Annotated in this window: 18 protein-coding genes; 6 read left to right on the top strand and 12 right to left on the bottom strand. The window is 33.7% G+C overall.

The window, feature by feature from the left end; genetic code table 11:
• Positions 1–387 precede the first annotated feature (387 nt).
• The 3 genes from dinB to NK213_RS13550 are packed head-to-tail and all read left to right on the top strand — an operon-like array spanning position 388 to position 3,103.
• Positions 388–1,443: a DNA polymerase IV gene (gene dinB / locus NK213_RS13560; protein WP_253350016.1), complete on the top strand. Its 1,056-nt coding sequence runs from the start codon at positions 388–390 to the stop codon at positions 1,441–1,443.
• A gap of 14 nt (positions 1,444–1,457) precedes the next feature.
• A complete protein-coding gene (locus tag NK213_RS13555; protein ID WP_253350013.1) occupies positions 1,458–1,607 on the top strand; it encodes a hypothetical protein in 150 nt (49 codons plus the stop codon).
• A gap of 32 nt (positions 1,608–1,639) precedes the next feature.
• Positions 1,640–3,103 carry an aminoacyl-histidine dipeptidase gene (locus NK213_RS13550; protein ID WP_253350011.1) on the top strand — a complete coding sequence of 488 codons (1,464 nt, stop codon included), beginning with the start codon at positions 1,640–1,642 and terminating at the stop codon, positions 3,101–3,103.
• A 45-nt stretch (positions 3,104–3,148) separates the two neighbouring features.
• Here NK213_RS13550 and NK213_RS13545 read toward each other — a convergent pair whose 3' ends face one another.
• Positions 3,149–3,766: a hypothetical protein gene (locus NK213_RS13545; protein WP_253350009.1), complete on the bottom strand. Its 618-nt coding sequence runs from the start codon at positions 3,764–3,766 to the stop codon at positions 3,149–3,151.
• A gap of 291 nt (positions 3,767–4,057) precedes the next feature.
• On the opposite strand from NK213_RS13545, the gene rnmV reads away from it, so the two are divergent.
• The 3 genes from rnmV to NK213_RS13530 are packed head-to-tail and all read left to right on the top strand — an operon-like array spanning position 4,058 to position 5,506.
• Complete coding sequence (gene rnmV / locus NK213_RS13540) at positions 4,058–4,636, top strand: ribonuclease M5 (protein WP_253350007.1); 579 nt, start codon at positions 4,058–4,060, stop codon at positions 4,634–4,636.
• On the top strand, positions 4,633–5,223 hold the full coding sequence (locus NK213_RS13535; protein ID WP_253350006.1) for a hypothetical protein: 591 nt from the start codon (positions 4,633–4,635) through the stop codon (positions 5,221–5,223). The genes rnmV and NK213_RS13535 overlap by 4 nt, the downstream gene beginning before the upstream one ends.
• Before the next feature lie 40 nt (positions 5,224–5,263).
• Positions 5,264–5,506, top strand: coding sequence for a hypothetical protein (locus NK213_RS13530; RefSeq protein WP_253350004.1), 243 nt, complete (start codon positions 5,264–5,266; stop codon positions 5,504–5,506).
• Between the two features lie 165 nt (positions 5,507–5,671).
• Here the strand turns inward: NK213_RS13530 and NK213_RS13525 are convergent, their stop codons facing one another.
• From NK213_RS13525 to NK213_RS13475, 11 genes are all read right to left on the bottom strand, one after another.
• Complete coding sequence (locus NK213_RS13525) at positions 5,672–7,204, bottom strand: sodium:alanine symporter family protein (RefSeq protein WP_253350002.1); 1,533 nt, start codon at positions 7,202–7,204, stop codon at positions 5,672–5,674.
• An 18-nt stretch (positions 7,205–7,222) separates the two neighbouring features.
• Positions 7,223–8,383, bottom strand: a complete 1,161-nt coding sequence (locus NK213_RS13520) for a MalY/PatB family protein (RefSeq protein ID WP_253350000.1) — start codon at positions 8,381–8,383, stop codon at positions 7,223–7,225.
• A gap of 201 nt (positions 8,384–8,584) precedes the next feature.
• Entirely contained in the window at positions 8,585–9,172 is a 588-nt protein-coding gene (locus NK213_RS13515; RefSeq protein WP_253349998.1) for an XTP/dITP diphosphatase, read from the bottom strand.
• Positions 9,173–9,197: 25 nt separating this feature from the next.
• Positions 9,198–9,944, bottom strand: a complete 747-nt coding sequence (locus tag NK213_RS13510) for a 1-acyl-sn-glycerol-3-phosphate acyltransferase (RefSeq protein WP_253349996.1) — start codon at positions 9,942–9,944, stop codon at positions 9,198–9,200.
• Positions 9,941–10,495 carry a regulatory protein RecX gene (locus NK213_RS13505; RefSeq protein WP_253349994.1) on the bottom strand — a complete coding sequence of 185 codons (555 nt, stop codon included), beginning with the start codon at positions 10,493–10,495 and terminating at the stop codon, positions 9,941–9,943. Before NK213_RS13505 ends, NK213_RS13510 begins: the two co-directional genes overlap by 4 nt.
• Positions 10,482–11,618: a recombinase RecA gene (recA, locus tag NK213_RS13500; RefSeq protein WP_253349992.1), complete on the bottom strand. Its 1,137-nt coding sequence runs from the start codon at positions 11,616–11,618 to the stop codon at positions 10,482–10,484. Before recA ends, NK213_RS13505 begins: the two co-directional genes overlap by 14 nt.
• Positions 11,619–11,771: 153 nt before the next feature.
• On the bottom strand, positions 11,772–12,638 hold the full coding sequence (locus NK213_RS13495) for a lipopolysaccharide assembly protein LapB (RefSeq protein ID WP_253349990.1): 867 nt from the start codon (positions 12,636–12,638) through the stop codon (positions 11,772–11,774).
• Between the two features lie 35 nt (positions 12,639–12,673).
• Positions 12,674–13,402 (bottom strand): PDZ domain-containing protein, encoded by a 729-nt coding sequence (locus tag NK213_RS13490; RefSeq protein WP_253349988.1) that lies wholly within the window; start codon positions 13,400–13,402, stop codon positions 12,674–12,676.
• A 13-nt stretch (positions 13,403–13,415) separates the two neighbouring features.
• Entirely contained in the window at positions 13,416–14,111 is a 696-nt protein-coding gene (gene dapD / locus NK213_RS13485) for a 2,3,4,5-tetrahydropyridine-2,6-dicarboxylate N-acetyltransferase (protein ID WP_253349986.1), read from the bottom strand.
• Between the two features lie 58 nt (positions 14,112–14,169).
• Positions 14,170–14,895 carry a 4-hydroxy-tetrahydrodipicolinate reductase gene (gene dapB / locus NK213_RS13480; RefSeq protein WP_253349985.1) on the bottom strand — a complete coding sequence of 242 codons (726 nt, stop codon included), beginning with the start codon at positions 14,893–14,895 and terminating at the stop codon, positions 14,170–14,172.
• A 338-nt stretch (positions 14,896–15,233) separates the two neighbouring features.
• Positions 15,234–16,346, bottom strand: a complete 1,113-nt coding sequence (locus NK213_RS13475; protein ID WP_253349984.1) for a suppressor of fused domain protein — start codon at positions 16,344–16,346, stop codon at positions 15,234–15,236.
• Between the last annotated feature and the right edge of the window lie 36 nt (positions 16,347–16,382).

The raw sequence follows: 16,382 nt of genomic DNA, 5'->3' as shown, positions 1-16,382 counted from the left end.
TGTCCTTTTTGTCGGCTCTTTTTCCGTCGACAAGATATATACTATCAAATACTTCCTTTTTTGTCAATGGTTTTTTTCACTTTTTTTATTCTTTTTATTTCTATCCCTTATTTTACTGGGTTTAATTAGATATATTTTTTTCTTTTCCTTGAAAATCCTGTATTTTTTTCACCTGTTTTTATCTGCAGTTAATTTTTTATTTTACTATATAATAGTATAATGCATAAAAAACTTTTTTAGCCTGTTCATTTTATTGCCATTACTTTATAAACATGGTACTATATATAGTAAAGCGGTTGATTATGAATTTTACTTTTTATATTGTCTCAGCCAGTATTATAACTAACTGTGAAAGAAACAGAAATAATTTTAAAAATGGTGTTATTTATGAAACGTTGTATATTACATTACGATATGGATGCCTTTTATGCTTCTATAGAGCAGAGAGACAATCCAAAACTAAAAGGAAAAGCAATTGCAGTCGGCAAAGGTGTTATCACCACTGCCAGTTATGAAGCAAGGAAATACGGTATTCGTTCTGCTATGCCGTCAGCTGCTGCAAAAAAACTATGTCCGGAACTCATTCTTCTTCCGGTAAGAATTGATTATTATAAGGAATTGGGAAGAAAGATACAGAAACTTATTCTTTCTCTTACTTATAAATGTGAGTTTGTTTCTTCAGATGAAGGATATGTTGATATTACTGATTATATGAAAAAATATACCCCTGAAAGTTTTATTGAAAAATTTAAAAGTTCTCTTTATAAACATACAAAACTTACATGTTCTATAGGTATAGGGTACAATAAACTTTCAGCCAAACTCGCCAGTGACGCTAATAAGCCTAACGGCTATTTTATTATTGATTCCCATGAGAAATTCCATAATTACGTTAAGGATAAATCAGTGGGAATTATTCCCGGCATAGGGAGAAAAAGCCTTGAGCCGCTTAATAATATGGGGATTAACACTGTCAGCGATATCTTCAACCTTACTAAAAATAATCTGACTGATATGTTTGGGGCTAACAAAGGTGTCCGAATATTCGAATCAGTGAGAGGAATTGATCATTCCGAGGTTGACTATATTTCCGAAAGACAGTCTTACGGGCAGGAAGAAACATTCAGCAGAACTATTGATGATATAGAGACTATATACGATACTCTTTTACATCAGATTAATAAGCTCACGGAAAAACTTAAACTTGATAATTCATACATAAAAACCGTTACCCTGAAAGCCAGATATTCAGATTTTTCTACAATCACGAGATCGAAAACACTTAATGAATATACTAGAAATACTGATATTATTTACACCACAGTACGTGCTCTTTTATCAGATCTCGCCAGACGGGATTCTTTCAGGCTGATAGGGGTACATCTGAGTCATATTGCAAAGAGGAATTATGTACAGTTAAGTTTCAAAGATTTATTTAAATAAAGGAGGAGTATATTATGGAATTTTATAAAAGACTTATTATTAAAATACTTGACAGATCGAGTCTCGGTCATGAAAGCTTACTTTTGAAAAAGCTGAAATCCGGGCATGATCTTAATCAAATAGAAATGCAGGAACTGGAAGAATTAATAGATCAAATTATATAAGGTAACTAATATTACATGATAGGAGTGAAAACATGGAAAATATTACTAAAGATCTATCTCCTCAAAAGGTTTTTTATTTTTTTGAAGAGATAAGTAAAATACCCAGAGGTTCAAAAAAAGAGAAACAGATTAGTGACTGGCTCGTTAAGTTTGCTAAAGACAGAAATCTTGAAGTTTATCAGGATTCCGCACTAAATGTTGTAATTAAAAAAGCCGGGTCGGCAGGACATGAGAATTATTCCCCGCTTATTTTACAAGGTCATATGGACATGGTATGGGAGAAAAACAGTGATACTAATTTTGATTTTGAAACTGAAGGTATTAAACTGGCTGTAAAAGACGGCTTCCTGAAAGCTGTAGGAACTACACTGGGAGCTGACAATGGAATTGCAGTGGCTGTGATACTTGCAGTTCTTGATTCAGATGAAATAATACATCCTCCTCTGGAAGCTGTTATTACTGCTGACGAAGAAGCCGGTATGACAGGAGTGGAAAATCTGGATGTTTCTATTTTAAAAGGAAAAACAATGCTTAATATAGATACTGAAGAAGAAGGGGAAATATATGTAAGCAGTGCCGGCGGTTCCAGAGTACAGATAGATTTTCATTTTAAAAGAGAGGCTGCCGAAACTGATTCCAGAAATGTCCTTCTGGAAATAAGAGGACTGAATGGCGGGCATTCCGGCTCGGATATTGATAAAAATCTTGGTAATTCTATTAAAATATTGTCTTTCATTTTGTCAGAGTCAGCAAAGAAGTTTAGATTCAAACTTTGTGAAATAAACGGCGGGGATAAAACAAACGCCATTCCAAGAGAAGCCTTTGCTGTGATAAACATTGCCGCAGCAGATTTTGACAGCTTCATAGAAAAAAGTAAACTTTTCTTTGAAGAAATGAAAAACACATATTCCAAAACAGAGCAAAATCTTACAATGGAAATAAGATATGATGCTGATACTGATAGAATGCCTCTTTCGGAAAAGGACAGCGTTAATCTGATTAATCTTTTATGTGAAATTCCAAGCGGTGTTATTGCTAACAGTGAACATATCCAAGGTTTGGTGGAGACTTCGCTTAGTATGGGTGTTTTAAGAACTCATGATGAAACTTCGTCAATACAGCTTTTATTAAGAAGTTCCGTGAATTCGGCACTTCGTGATCTGGAAAATAAACTAAAAGATATTTCAAAACTGTATAATGCTGATTTCACAGTAGATTCTTCATATTCTTCATGGGAATACAGAGAAGACTCCAAGCTAAGGGAACTTTTTATAAAAGCACATGAAGAGCTTTATAAAAAAACACCTAAGATAAAAGCAATACACGCAGGTCTTGAGTGTGGAATTTTTGCTGGTAAAATTGACGGTCTTGATGTTATATCTATAGGGCCTAACATATATGGAGCACATACTCCGGAAGAAAAAATGGAAATTTCTTCTGTGGAATATACATGGAAATGGGTATTAAAAGCACTTGAACTATATAAAATAATATAATAAATAAAGGCTGTATTCTGAATTTATCAGACTGCAGCCTTTTCTCTATCTTCCTTTTCTCATTATGAAATCAAGAGCCATAATATCAAAATCTACTTTTATTACATAATAAGTACCCATTCTGTTATAATAGCCAAATAATACTTCTACTTCCTCTTTATTATAATTCATATTTTCCCCGCAAAAATCCTTGCTGCAAATACTCATTATTTTTTTATCAATTTCTTCTTTTGAAAAAATTTTTACTGATTCCTTATCTTCTTTAGGAAAATTTTCATAAATCCCGTCTTCTTTCATCTCATATCTTCCATCATTACTAAAAGATGATATTGATAAATCAATGTTCTTTTTAAGCAGATTATCCAAAGCACCCTTATTTTTCAGAACTCTGACAGAATCTTTTGATTCTTTTGCATTTTCATCAAGCAGCATATCTTCCTTTTTAAGTATCTTTTTGCTTATAAGCCTGTTATCACCATCATATGAAGCAAGATAGGTATTTTTCTTATACATATAATAGCTTCCGGGATTTAATATCTCAGATATTACTGTATAGTATTTTCCTTCTTCCGACCCCATAAATACTTCGCTTACCTCTGTAAAATCACTTGGAGTTGCTGCTAACATACAAAAAAACAGGAAATAAAAATAAATTTTCTTCATAAAAACACCTCATTTTAGAATTATAAATATATTTATACTATAATTAAAAAACTTTTTCAATACATTTTGCATAATAAACACTCAAAACATTATTTTACAGAGAAGACAGAAGTTTTCATTTTTTATTTATTCGCATATTTATTCAAAATGGTGTAGAATAATATAGAGATTTATGCTAAATCTAATATCTGATTTTGATAAAAAATATAATTAACACATAGTCTTTATGAAAGTCAGAACTTCATTGCTTTAAGCACAAAGAGCTTAGAGCATTATTTAGAAAGGAACATAATGAAACCTAAAATAAAAGAAATTATAGTAGTAGAAGGAAAAGATGATATAACCGCTGTTAAGCAGGCTGTCGAAGCTCATGTTATTGCTGTCCACGGTTATTCTTCCTTTAAAAAATCTACTATAGAAAAACTCAAACAAATATCCCTTACCAATGACATTATTATTTTGACAGATCCTGATTTTGCAGGAAAAAAAATCAGGACACTAATAAAAATGCATATCCCTAATGCAAAGCATGCTTTTATTTCAAGAGAAGAAGGAACCAAAAATAATAATATCGGTGTGGAGAATGCCGGAGCTGCTGCCATAATAGAAGCTCTGAAAAGGGCTAAAATAATTTTTCACGATATTGGAGAGTCAAAATCTTATACTTTTGATGATCTTATAAACAATAATCTTTGTTACGGAAAAGACTCAAAGTTAAGAAGGGAAAAACTCGGAGATATACTGCGTATTGGTTATTATAACAGTAAGCAGCTGCTGCAGTCCCTTAATAGTTTTAATATTCCCCGTGAATTATTCGACAAAGCACTAATCAAAATTAACCAATTAACACAGGAAGGTGATTTTTCATGAAAAAAATTTCATATCTTTTGCTGATTTTATCTATGACACTGCTGTTTTCATGTTATAAAGACGAGTCTGGCAATAAACTTACATTAGATGACTATAAAATTTATAAATCTTTTATCGAGGACAGTACATGGTATAAAGATCTTCTGCAAAAAACAGGAAAAGACAAAATTGTATTTAGAAAACTTGATGATTCAGAATTAAAAGATACTGTTACAATGGAAGATAAACTCACTTATGACAAGAGATTTGAAGACAAATATATTTTTTCTCCTGATAAGAATATGGTACTAGACCCTTATTCATATGGTCTTGAGATAAGTGACAGCGGTGAAGAAATAAGAGATGTAGATACTGCATTATTTTTATATGATCTGAAAAATAATAAAAGCGCTGCCCTCTTTTACATAGGACCTTCAGGCAGCATCGAACTTGTCAGCTGGATAGATGACAGTTCATTTATAACGGTTACTTCTGATCATGAAACAGAACAGAAAACGAATTTTACAATTTTTGTTTATCAGATTAAGGAAGATAAAATATCAAAAATTTCAGGTTTTTCTGCTGAAGCCTTTATTGACAAACTATAAATTGATTTTTTATTTCATTATTGTATATAGGGTGATAGCTATGAATTTTTTAGATGAGGAGCTTAGAATAAGAACAGATCTGGAGAAGTATAACGAAAATGGCCTTCAAATCACAAGATTCAGTGAAAAAACTATTTTCTTTAATTACTTATATTATTCTTTTTATATCAGCTATATTAAAGGGAAATATGTTTTTTCCCTTCAGGATGATATGCTGCTTTCTGAAGATGATCTGGAATTATTTTTTGATATTATCAATACATTAAAAGCTATATTTAAGTAAAACAGTAAGAGTAATAAAAATAATAAATATTGTAGTAAAATAAAGAGGTTGTATCCAAAAGGATACAACCATTTTTATAAAGTACACGCTGTACTTTTATAGCCGTGAAATACTGACTACTACCTGCTCAAGCATTATAGCACAACTAAGAAAAAATAGATATAATTATTTCCATATATCTGTTTCTATCCCAATCTCCTTCGAAACAAATCTTTTCCCGTTGCTTTTTATATAATGATCCAAAGTCTTGGTCACAATTCCTGATCCTAATAAAATCACCGGTACATTGGCGTAAACGATCATTATATTTATAAAATCGGAAATATACCATAAATTTCCAAGTTCTAATCCTGAAAGTACAGTAAGTTCACCAAACGGAACAAATAAAACTGCTCCCAGTAATCTTAAGAAGAATATAAAATATTTATTTGTACTGATAAAGCTTCCTGAAATTTCCGTAAATAATATCAGACCTATTAATGTAGTAAAAGCAAATAATCCGTAACATAAAGAAACTATACACTTGATCACCGCATCAAAACTCTGTCCCGGAATCAGATATTGAATTGAATTCAGATAAACATCCAGCTTTGAATTTTTTATTGCTTCCCATTCTATACCGCTCGCCCCGTTACTCCATAAGTGTGCCATTACTACTACAAATCCTGTGAGAGTACATATTACTATAGTATCAAGGAAAACTCCTATTGATTGTACGAATCCCTGCTCACACGGGTGATCATTCTCTGCTACTGCTGCTGCCATGGTAATTGTACCCTGACCAGCTTCATTTGACATAAGTCCTCTTTTAATTCCCTGAGCCAATGCTACCCCAAAGGCTCCGCCGAATATTGCCCTCGGAGCAAATGCCCCTTTTATAACCTCTGCAAAAAAGTAAGGAACCAATTTTACATTTACACAAATTATAAATAGTACAATCAGCATATAAATAACTGCCATAATGGGAACCAATATATCAGTAACTTTCGTAACCCTTCTTATTCCGCCTATTGTAGTAAATAAAACCGAGAAAAATATCACTGCTGCTATTATATAATAAACATTTGAAGTTCTCTCGTACTTCACGCCGCCTATTACTTCAGCTACAGATCCTAATGCGGTAAACAGATGAAATGTCTGTCCCGGTAATGTAAATAATGCATACAAAATAAAACATACCGACAGAATTATTCCTGCTATTCTTTTATTCCCGAGTATTTTTTTTCCGTAAAACGGCAGACCTCCAATATAGTTGTCTTCATCCCGCTCTTTAAAAACCTGTGCTAAAACAGATTCTGCAAAAGCAGTTGCCATTCCAAAAAATGCAGATACCCACATCCAGAATACTGCTCCGGGACCGCCCACAGAAATGGCACCGGTAACACCCATTATATTACCCGGTCCCACTCTTGTAGCAGAACTCAAAAGGAATGAAGCCAAAGGACTTACCCCTATATCCGAAGTTTTTTTCTTTATTAATATTTTCAGCCCTGTTTTAAATTTCGTCACCTGCACAAACTTCGTTTTCACTGAAAATAAAATTCCAGTTCCTATCAAAAGTATCAGTGCAAATGAAAATTTCCCCAAAATCGGTATATTACTGTAGAATTCAATGTTCGTGGGGAAATCCCATAAAAAGTCTGATATTGGTACTATAAATTCAAAAAAGTCATTTATTACCTTAAATATGTGTTCCATAACGCCCTTATTTCTCCTTTACTTTTTTACTATTTTTGTTAGTCTTTCCAAGCCTTCTTCCAAAAGATATCTGGGACAGGCTATATTAATTCTCTGAAAAAGTCCGCAGTCCTCACTAAATGAATAACCTGAATTCAAAACCACTCCGGCTTTAGTTTTTATAAGATCCTCCAGCTGATTTTTTGTAATGTCTAATTTACGAAAATCAAGCCATAACAAATAAGTACCCTCAGGTTTTTGAAAAGTAACTTCCGGAAGATTTTTCCTGATATATTCCTCCGTAAAATTAATGTTTTCTTCCAGATAATCAAGAAGTGTTGCATACCAGTTTTTTCCCTCTCTAAAAGCAGTTTCTATAGCAACAAGATTAAAAGGTGTACTTTCTCTTATCCCTAAAATTTCCAGTTCATTATTAAACTTCGTCTGTTCTTTCTGTCGCGGAAAATATACAAACGATCCCTGTAATCCGGCAATATTAAAAGTCTTAGTTGCTGAAAAACATGTTATCGTAATATCTTCGGCTTCTTTTGATAAAGAGCTTATCGGTATATATTTATTACCTTTGTGGACTATATCTCTCCAGATATCATCCGACAGGATTCTGACATTATTCCTAATGCAAATATCTGCCAGCCTTTCCAGCTCTTCACGTCTCCAGACTCTTCCCACAGGATTATGCGGATTACATAAAATAAAGAATTTTGTTTTTTCATCTTTTGCTTTTTCTTCAAAATCCTGAAAATCAATCTTGTAAATGCCATCTTCTTCTATTAAGTTATTTATCAAAAGTTTTCTGTTGTTTTTCTCGACCACTCTAAAAAACGGCGGATAAACCGGCGCCTGAACTATAACTTTGTCACCCGGATCAGTCAAAAGCCTTATCAGCATTGATAAACTGGGAACTACTCCCGGTGAATGCGCTAACTTACAGACCTCCATATTAAAACCATGAATCTCTTCAGTCCATTTAACAGCACTTTCAAAATACGAATCAGGTCTGCTGGTATATCCGAATATTTTCTGATCCAGCTTTTTCTGCATAGCTTCCAATATTTCCGGCGCTGTTTCAAAATCCATATCAGCAACCCACATAGGCAACATCTTTGTTTCACTGCATTTTTCCCATTTTACCGCGTTATTCTCTTTTCTGTCTATCCTTTTGTCAAAATCATAATTCATGCAGACTTTCTCCTTTCTAAATAGTATTATCTCTTTAGTATACTTTATATTTTCTTAATATGTCAAGAAAGAAAGAAAAAAATCTTTTTAAAATAGCTGATAACTATAAAAAAAGATTTTCATTTATTAATATTTTCGATTGATAAATAATTCCCCGAATCAAAAAGCAATGTAACCAATTGGAAAAAATAAATTAAGATTTTATTTCACTATATTATCTATTTCTTTCATCAACTTGTCAAATGCCTTTGCTCTGTGACTTACCGACTTCTTTTCCTCAGGCGTTGCCTCTCCGAAACCTTTATTTAATTCATATGAGAAAAATATAGGATCATATCCAAAACCGTTTGTTCCGTGTCTTTCACCCATGATCTCACCGCTGGCTTCCCCTCTGTAAGAATATACCTCACCGTCAGGCTTCGCCAGAGAAACTACTGAAACGAACTTTGCAGTACGTTCGTCAATTCCTTTCAGATCCTCTAAAAGCTTGTCCATATTTTTGGAATCATTGGCATTTTCACCGGAATATCTTGCGGAATATATCCCCGGAGCTCCATTCAGATAATCTACACAAAGACCTGAATCATCGGAAATAGTGTACATATTCAGATACTTTGCTATTTCCACAGCTTTTTTCTGTGAATTTTCTTCAAATGTCTCCCCGTCTTCCTCTACTTCTGGTATATCTTCACTGTCTAAAATAGAGAGGACTTCTATATTTTTCCCGGCAACAAGCCTTTTAAATTCATTTATTTTACCAACATTCTTAGTAGCAAGAAATATTTTCATTTTTTCTCCTTCTGTATAAAGCTTTTTACTCCATACTTTCTTTTAGATTCTTGACAATTATATCCCTTACTTTATTATCCAGTTCTTTTATTTCCGGCTTTGTAAGTTTCGATAAATCAACAGGTTCATCTACAATAATTTTTACATTTTTATTTGCAGTGACTTTCAGACTGCCTTTACTCTGAATATTATATGTACCGCTAAGCGTAACAGGAAGAATTTTTGCTCCTGTTTCTGTTGCGAGTCTGAAACTTCCTTTTTTAAATTCTTTTACCTCGCCGTCGGGAGTTCTTCCTCCTTCTGGAAATATAACATAAGAATATCCTTTTTTTATTTTATCCATAGCATTCTTCATATCTTTCATTCCCTGTCTTGCATTTTTTCTGTCCAGAAAAATACACCCCATAGCTCTCATCCATCTTCCTATCAGCGGCCATTTCTCCATCTCTTTTTTAGCGATAAATGCGAGGCTCTTTGGAAAATATCCAAGAAGAGTCTGAATATCAAGGTTACTCTGATGATTTGAAATTAATACTATTGCTTCGTTATTTTTTATAATTTCCTTTAGTGCCGCCTCGGCTTCTTTTGTTTTATAAATCAGTTTTACTTTGCTTCCTGTTGCCCACACACAGTTTCTTCCCCATCTGATGGCTACCTTATCTACATATCTTTTTCTCTGTTCGGTATTCATAAATAATATAGGCGGATATCTGAATACCATTCCGTAAAGAAATGTTCCCACTATTGTTAAACAGTATAAAAGCGTTCTCATCTTTCCTCCTTGGCGTGTCTTATTACATATAATATATCTTCCAGCTCGAAGCCCTGTCTTATCAGATACTGTATTATCTGTTTATCAGTTTTATGTATGACTTTCTTCAATGCTTTTTTTAATTTATCATAATCAGGTACTCCCTCTCCCAAAGCCATTGCTTCACTAATGACCTTCTTGGAGATTCCTCTTTTCAAAAGCTCGAATTCTGTTCTCTTTCCTCCGAATCTGGAATTTTTTATATAGGAAAGTGCATAATCATGATCATTAATATAACCCATTTCCTTGATTTTTTTTACTGTTCTGTTTATAGAAGAAGTATTTTTGAACTTTTCTCCCAGTTTTATCCTGAGTTCTTCCTCTGTCCGGTCTCTCAGCGATAAATAATACAGAGCTTTTGAAAGAGAAGCCTCATATGAAATTTCATCATAGAGGCTGTCTATATCCATATCTTCTTTAAGGTCATATTTAATCTTTATGTCTAAATTAATATCCATAATCTCTTCATTTGATAAAAAAATTCTGTTTCTTGCAATTTTATTTATCTTCATCGTCTTTTTTCTCTTTTTTTGCTTTAGTTTCTTTTGCCGGCTTCGTTTCTTTTGTTTCTTTTACTTCTGCTGTGCTGCTGTTATCTTCGGCTTCTTCCGCTGCCGGTTTTATAATCTTCATTACATCTGATTCTATTCTTCCAAGCAGTTCTGTATTTTCAGAGAGAGAGTTTTCTACATTTACTCTTCCCTGACCAAGTCTTTCGTCGCCATAACTAAACCAGGCTCCGCTCTTGGCAACAATACCGTTCTCTATGGCTATATCCAGTATTTCCCCGATTTTAGAGATTCCCTTTCCATACATAATATTAAATCTGGCTTCTTTAAATGGAGGAGATACTTTATTCTTTGTTACTTTTACAAGAGTTTCATTACCAATTACTTCGTCACCCTGTTTTATAGAACCTATTCTTTTTACTTCCATTCTTACTGTAGAGAAGAATTTCAGCGCTCTTCCTCCTGAAGTAGTTGTCTGTACTCCGGGAACAAATGAAAATCCTCCGATTTTTTCTCTGATCTGGTTTATGAAAATCATTACTGTATTTGATTTTGATATACTTCCTGTTAATTTTCTAAGGGCCTTTGACATAAGCCTTGCCTGAAGTCCCATCTGCTGGTCTCCCATTTCTCCTTCTATCTCTGCTTTTGGTACTAAAGCTGCTACGGAATCTATTACTATTACATCCAAAGCTCCGCTTCTTACAAGCATATCAGCTATTTCCAACGCCTGTTCCCCTGTGTCCGGCTGTGATATCAAAAGTTCGTCTATATTTACTCCCAGTGCCTTCGCATAAACAGGATCAAGTGCGTGTTCCGCATCTATAAAGCCTGCCACTCCTCCGAGTTTTTGTGCCTCAGCTATTATATGAATAGCAAGAGTAGTTTTTCCAGAAGATTCCGCACCATAAATTTCTATTATTCTTCCTCTCGGAACTCCTCCTACACCTAATGCAATGTCTAAATTCAAACTTCCTGTAGAGATCGACTTTATATTCATTTTCTGATTTTCGCCGAGTTTCATTATGGAACCTTCTCCATATTCTTTTTGTATTTGTTTCATGGCTAAATCTATGATTTTCTCTTTTTCATTTAACTGTGGTGCTTCTTCTTTTTTTCTTGCCATTTTTTCTATACCTCCATTTTTTATTTCTTTTTCCTTTTATTCCCCTGCCCGCCTTTTAAAACTTATTATACCATAAAAACACCCTGTTTTTCCAGTATATTATATATTTACACAAAAAAAATGCCGATCTCTTAAGACGGCAGTTTTTCTATATTATTTACCTGAATTTTTAATTTCAGCTAATGCATCTGTTGCATCTTTTACACCTTTTTTAGATGCGCTTTCAAGTGATTTTACACCTTTATCTTTTAATGTTTTAGCTGTAGCGGCGTCACCTTTTCTCTCAGCTTCTATTCCCTGATTATAGTAAATAGCTCCTAAAACATAGTCAGCATATGGATCTTTTTCACTTTGCTGTGATCTTGTAAGATATTTGATTGCTAAATCTGTATTTCCAGTTTGTGCAAAGTAAGTCCCTAATGTAGAATATTTGAACTCAGGGTTTAATTTTTGAATTTCTTTGAAATACTTAGTTGAACTTGTAGTATCTCCTTTTAATTCATAGAATTCTATTAATGTTAATCTAATTGGTATATCAGTCGGTGCTACTTGTGCTCCTTTAAGGAATTTGCTTTCAGCAAGATCTTTTTTCTCTACTCTGTAGTAATATGTTCCTAATACTTCAAGAATACGTACTTCTTTATCTCCTGTAGCAGTATTTGCCCATTCGAAATATTCTCCTGCCTGGTCATTTTTTCCTTGATATAAATATAAATTACCCAGTTTTAAAGCAGCTGATATAGTGTCAGGATTTACTTTCGATTTATCTCCTAAAGCTTTTTTATAATAGCTTTCTCCTTTAACAAGATCATTTTGAGACAGATAATAATCCCCTAATACGATATTAGACTTTGTAGCATAGTCTGCATCTCTACCTTTAGACAATTTATCTAATGCTTTTACTGCATCTGTCACTTTGTTGTCTCTTATCATTTGGATAGCACCTTCGAAGTCTGATTTTGCATCAGCAAAAACTAACATTCCTCCTAAAATTGTCAAAATTACAATTATTTTTTTCATTTTATCATCCTTTCATTGTTTCATCATTCACATTATTATAATACAATAATTTCTTTTGAGATTGTTTTGTTTTTCCTTAGTATTTCTATTTTAACTTTTTTTCCTTTATTTTCATCTGTTGCTTTTTTATAATCCTCTTTATTTTTAATATCATTTTCTCCGATTTTAATGATAACATCTCCAAGTGCCAGTTCATTACGTGCTTCTGAATCTTTTCTTATTGCCTGAATTTCTGCTCCGTAATTAATTCCCAGCTCTTTTCTTTTCTCCTGACTTATGTCACGTATTAATATTCCCAGACCGCTTAACTCAGTTTTGATCCAGAATGTAGCAAGATAATCATATCTGCTCTTCAGCACATACTGCCAGTCTGCTCCTGTACAGTTTACCGAGTAATATCCTCCATAGCAGAAACCGTCATAAAAAACCGGCTCTAATTCAGAATCCTGAGATACAAACTTCTTTGAGTATATTACCAGTGTTGCTCCTACATTCACAGCCTGTGTCCTCACATATCTTTCAGATAAGTCTACAGTATTAAAAGATGAGTAACCTATCATCTCATAACCGTTTTCGTATACATCCACCATGTCTTCTTTTGTATCCTTTGAATTAATAATGGTTATATCCGAATCAGACAAAGGTACTTTATCACTGCTTCTTGTTCCAGTCACGGGTGTTCCCACAAATGTATCTTCATAAGGATTCGTACTGCTGCATCCTAATATTAGCATTGTAAATAATATTAAAAATATTTTTTTCATAAAGAATACCTCTTTATTTTCTCAATTCTTCTACTATCTCTGTTTTTGATGCTGTTTTTTCATCAACATTTTTTATTATTTTAGCAGGCATTCCGGCTACTACTACTCCTGAAGGAACATTTTCCGTAACCACGGCTCCGGCAGCTACTACCGATCCCTGTCCTACTCTTACTCCCTCAAGAACAACTGCATTTGCTCCTATAACCACATTATCTTCTATTACTACAGGATCTGCCGAAGGCGGCTCTATTACACCTGCGATAACTGTTCCGGCACCTATGTGGCAATTTTTACCGATCTTGGCTCTTCCGCCAAGAACCGCATTCATATCTATCATAGTTCCTTCGCCTATTTCAGCTCCTATGTTTATAACAGCTCCCATCATGATTACTGCTCTGTCTGCTATAGTTACTTTATCTCTTATTATTGCTCCGGGTTCTATTCTTGCATTTATATTTTTTATATCCGCCATAGGTACTCCCGAATTTCTTCTGTCATTCTCCAAGTGATAATCTGTAATGTTATTCTCATCTATTATTTTTTTTACTTCTTCCCAATCACCAATTATAACTTTGAATTTTCCTTCACCAAAAACTTTACAAGTGTATGAATTTTTTATTTCACTATTTGTGTAAAGTTTAACCGGCGTAACTTTCTTTGAATCAGCAATGTACTTAATAATAGCTTTTGATTTTTCCAGTTCTGTCATTATTACCCTCCTATAAAATGAATCTTTGTAAAAAAATACACTCAATTATATCATAGTTTTATACAATAAGTAAATCTTTCATTGAATACAGACCGCTTTTTTTATTAACAAGCTTTAAGGCTGCATTTACTGCTCCGTCTGCAAACATTTTTCTGGAAAGGGCTTCATGCTTTATTTCTATGATTTCATCACCTCTGGAGAATATTACAGTGTGTTCTCCCACTATATTTCCGGCTCTTACTGAATGAACTCCTATCTCTTTCTCAGTTCTTTTGCTGTTCCCCTCTCTTCCGTACACGAGCTCCCTGTCTTCTCCAAGACTTGCTTTTATCACTTCAAGCATTGTGTTGGCAGTACCGCTCGGGGAATCAATTTTTCTGTTATGATGTTTTTCTATTATTTCAATATCAAAGCCTTTTAGTAATTTTGCGGCATAGGATAATATCTCATTAACCATTGTTACCCCGAATGAAGTGTTAGTTGCTTTTAATACTGCTATATGTTTAGCAGCTTCCTCTATTAATGCTGTCTGTTCCTTGGAATGTCCCGTTGTGGCTATAATTACAGGCTTTTTATTTTTCACTGCATATTTGAGAATATCATCCAGCGAACTAAAATGTGAAAAATCTATAATAATATCACAATTTTTGTCAAATTCTTCCAGACTCTTATATTCCGTATTCCCCAGCGGGTCTATCATTCCGGCTACATTACTGCCTGCGGCAGCTACAGATTCTTTCGTCAGCTGTGCCAGCACTCCGGCTCCGTAAATTACTATCTCCATTTTTTCTCCTTCCCTTCTTTTCTATCTCTTTTACTGCATGAATCTTGATTTAAACAGAACTTTTGCGAAAATAATCCGGTCTTTTCTATTAATATAAACAATCATATCAATAGCTTCAGTATAATTTTATATTTATCTCTTCTTAAATTTTTACCTTTTTATTAGCTCTGAGATATAAGACAAAATTTATCCTCACTATTCCAAACCCTTGCGGTACATTTTAATATTTTATTCTTTTTTTTAACTTTCTCAATTCTTAGAAATGCCTTATATAAATTTTATTCCCCCTTTATTTTAAACAAAAATTTAAACTTTATTTTCTCTGAACCTTTGATTTTCTAACCTACCACTTCTACTATTTTTCCATAACGATCTCTTATATAACTTTTTTCTATAATTATGTCAAATCCTTCGAAGTTTTCCAGAATAATCATCTGTGCTTTTGGTTCTATTTTTCCGGCAATTTCCTCTGCTGTTTCTCTGGTAAAATAAACATTAAAGCCGTGTTCTGTTTCCTCTATTCTGTTTTCAAAAGACATCTGAACGGTTATTTTATATTCCGAATAAAGAGTCAGAATCTTACCTTTCAGCACTACTCCTCTTATCAGATTTCTCAGGCTTCCTGCCCCAAGAGCACCTAACCTGAATATATATCTGAACTCAGTTTCCAGTTCGGCTTTATCTAAATATAGAAATCCCGTACTTGATCCGTCTGTCTCAATTCCCTGTTCCACTTTTTCCTGTATCTCCTCTGTCATTTTAGAATTTCTGTTCAAATATGTTATATTAAGCGGGAGTTTCAGCAGCTCTGTTACTTTCTCGGGATTCCACGCTATTGCAGCTTCCAGCTCATCATATGTTATCCCTGTTACCTGAAGAAATTTCAGACTGCCGTTAGGAGATTTATATACTTCATTTAGTTCTGCATCCCTGAAAAAAACAACTGCTTTTAAGTTGGTATTGCTGTTTGCTGCTATAGGTCCGTTTGTATTCAGATAATGCCCTTCATTAAAAACATTGCCTGTTTTAAATATATAATTTGCCAGATTATTCAAAAAATTAACTGCCCAGTTCGGAACTTCTGTTTCACTTTCTTCCTTTGCAAGCCTGAGTGTCAGCTCTATACCATACCCGCTTTTTTCCGGATTGTCAGATTCTTTTTCATAAAGCTCCGACAGCCCGTATGTAACAAAATGCCAATGGGGATTCTTCCCTTTTACGTCATATACGCTTATCCCTTTTAATTTCTTCTCGCCAAAAGGAGAAATATTTCCGTAATGTAACTGTTCGGCATTCTTATATATTTTTCCGAAGATCTCATCTATGAAGTCCCATCCCAAAGGTTCCGGACCTGGTTCTTCCCCGGTAATTTCCTGTTCTTCGTTCTCACTCTCCAGAGTATTGTTTTTACTCTCTTCCAAAACTTCATTTTCCATATTTTTTTTTGACATAATCTTTATTTTCCTTTCTATGTTTATCTTTTGCCG

This window comes from Sebaldella sp. S0638, assembly GCF_024158605.1.
In the GTDB taxonomy this organism is placed as follows: domain Bacteria; phylum Fusobacteriota; class Fusobacteriia; order Fusobacteriales; family Leptotrichiaceae; genus Sebaldella.
This window is presented reverse-complemented; position numbering and strand designations above follow the sequence as displayed.

What these genes read in the sequence shown, in the direction of transcription:
- dinB (WP_253350016.1), top strand. Translation starts at nt 388, where the DNA reads ATGAAACGTTGTATATTACATTACGATATGGATGCCTTTTATGCTTCT.
- NK213_RS13555 (WP_253350013.1), top strand. Translation starts at nt 1,458, where the DNA reads ATGGAATTTTATAAAAGACTTATTATTAAAATACTTGACAGATCGAGT.
- NK213_RS13550 (WP_253350011.1), top strand. Translation starts at nt 1,640, where the DNA reads ATGGAAAATATTACTAAAGATCTATCTCCTCAAAAGGTTTTTTATTTT.
- NK213_RS13545 (WP_253350009.1), bottom strand. Translation starts at nt 3,766, where the DNA reads ATGAAGAAAATTTATTTTTATTTCCTGTTTTTTTGTATGTTAGCAGCA.
- rnmV (WP_253350007.1), top strand. Translation starts at nt 4,058, where the DNA reads ATGAAACCTAAAATAAAAGAAATTATAGTAGTAGAAGGAAAAGATGAT.
- NK213_RS13535 (WP_253350006.1), top strand. Translation starts at nt 4,633, where the DNA reads ATGAAAAAAATTTCATATCTTTTGCTGATTTTATCTATGACACTGCTG.
- NK213_RS13530 (WP_253350004.1), top strand. Translation starts at nt 5,264, where the DNA reads ATGAATTTTTTAGATGAGGAGCTTAGAATAAGAACAGATCTGGAGAAG.
- NK213_RS13525 (WP_253350002.1), bottom strand. Translation starts at nt 7,204, where the DNA reads ATGGAACACATATTTAAGGTAATAAATGACTTTTTTGAATTTATAGTA.
- NK213_RS13520 (WP_253350000.1), bottom strand. Translation starts at nt 8,383, where the DNA reads ATGAATTATGATTTTGACAAAAGGATAGACAGAAAAGAGAATAACGCG.
- NK213_RS13515 (WP_253349998.1), bottom strand. Translation starts at nt 9,172, where the DNA reads ATGAAAATATTTCTTGCTACTAAGAATGTTGGTAAAATAAATGAATTT.
- NK213_RS13510 (WP_253349996.1), bottom strand. Translation starts at nt 9,944, where the DNA reads ATGAGAACGCTTTTATACTGTTTAACAATAGTGGGAACATTTCTTTAC.
- NK213_RS13505 (WP_253349994.1), bottom strand. Translation starts at nt 10,495, where the DNA reads ATGAAGATAAATAAAATTGCAAGAAACAGAATTTTTTTATCAAATGAA.
- recA (WP_253349992.1), bottom strand. Translation starts at nt 11,618, where the DNA reads ATGGCAAGAAAAAAAGAAGAAGCACCACAGTTAAATGAAAAAGAGAAA.
- NK213_RS13495 (WP_253349990.1), bottom strand. Translation starts at nt 12,638, where the DNA reads ATGAAAAAAATAATTGTAATTTTGACAATTTTAGGAGGAATGTTAGTT.
- NK213_RS13490 (WP_253349988.1), bottom strand. Translation starts at nt 13,402, where the DNA reads ATGAAAAAAATATTTTTAATATTATTTACAATGCTAATATTAGGATGC.
- dapD (WP_253349986.1), bottom strand. Translation starts at nt 14,111, where the DNA reads ATGACAGAACTGGAAAAATCAAAAGCTATTATTAAGTACATTGCTGAT.
- dapB (WP_253349985.1), bottom strand. Translation starts at nt 14,895, where the DNA reads ATGGAGATAGTAATTTACGGAGCCGGAGTGCTGGCACAGCTGACGAAA.
- NK213_RS13475 (WP_253349984.1), bottom strand. Translation starts at nt 16,346, where the DNA reads ATGTCAAAAAAAAATATGGAAAATGAAGTTTTGGAAGAGAGTAAAAAC.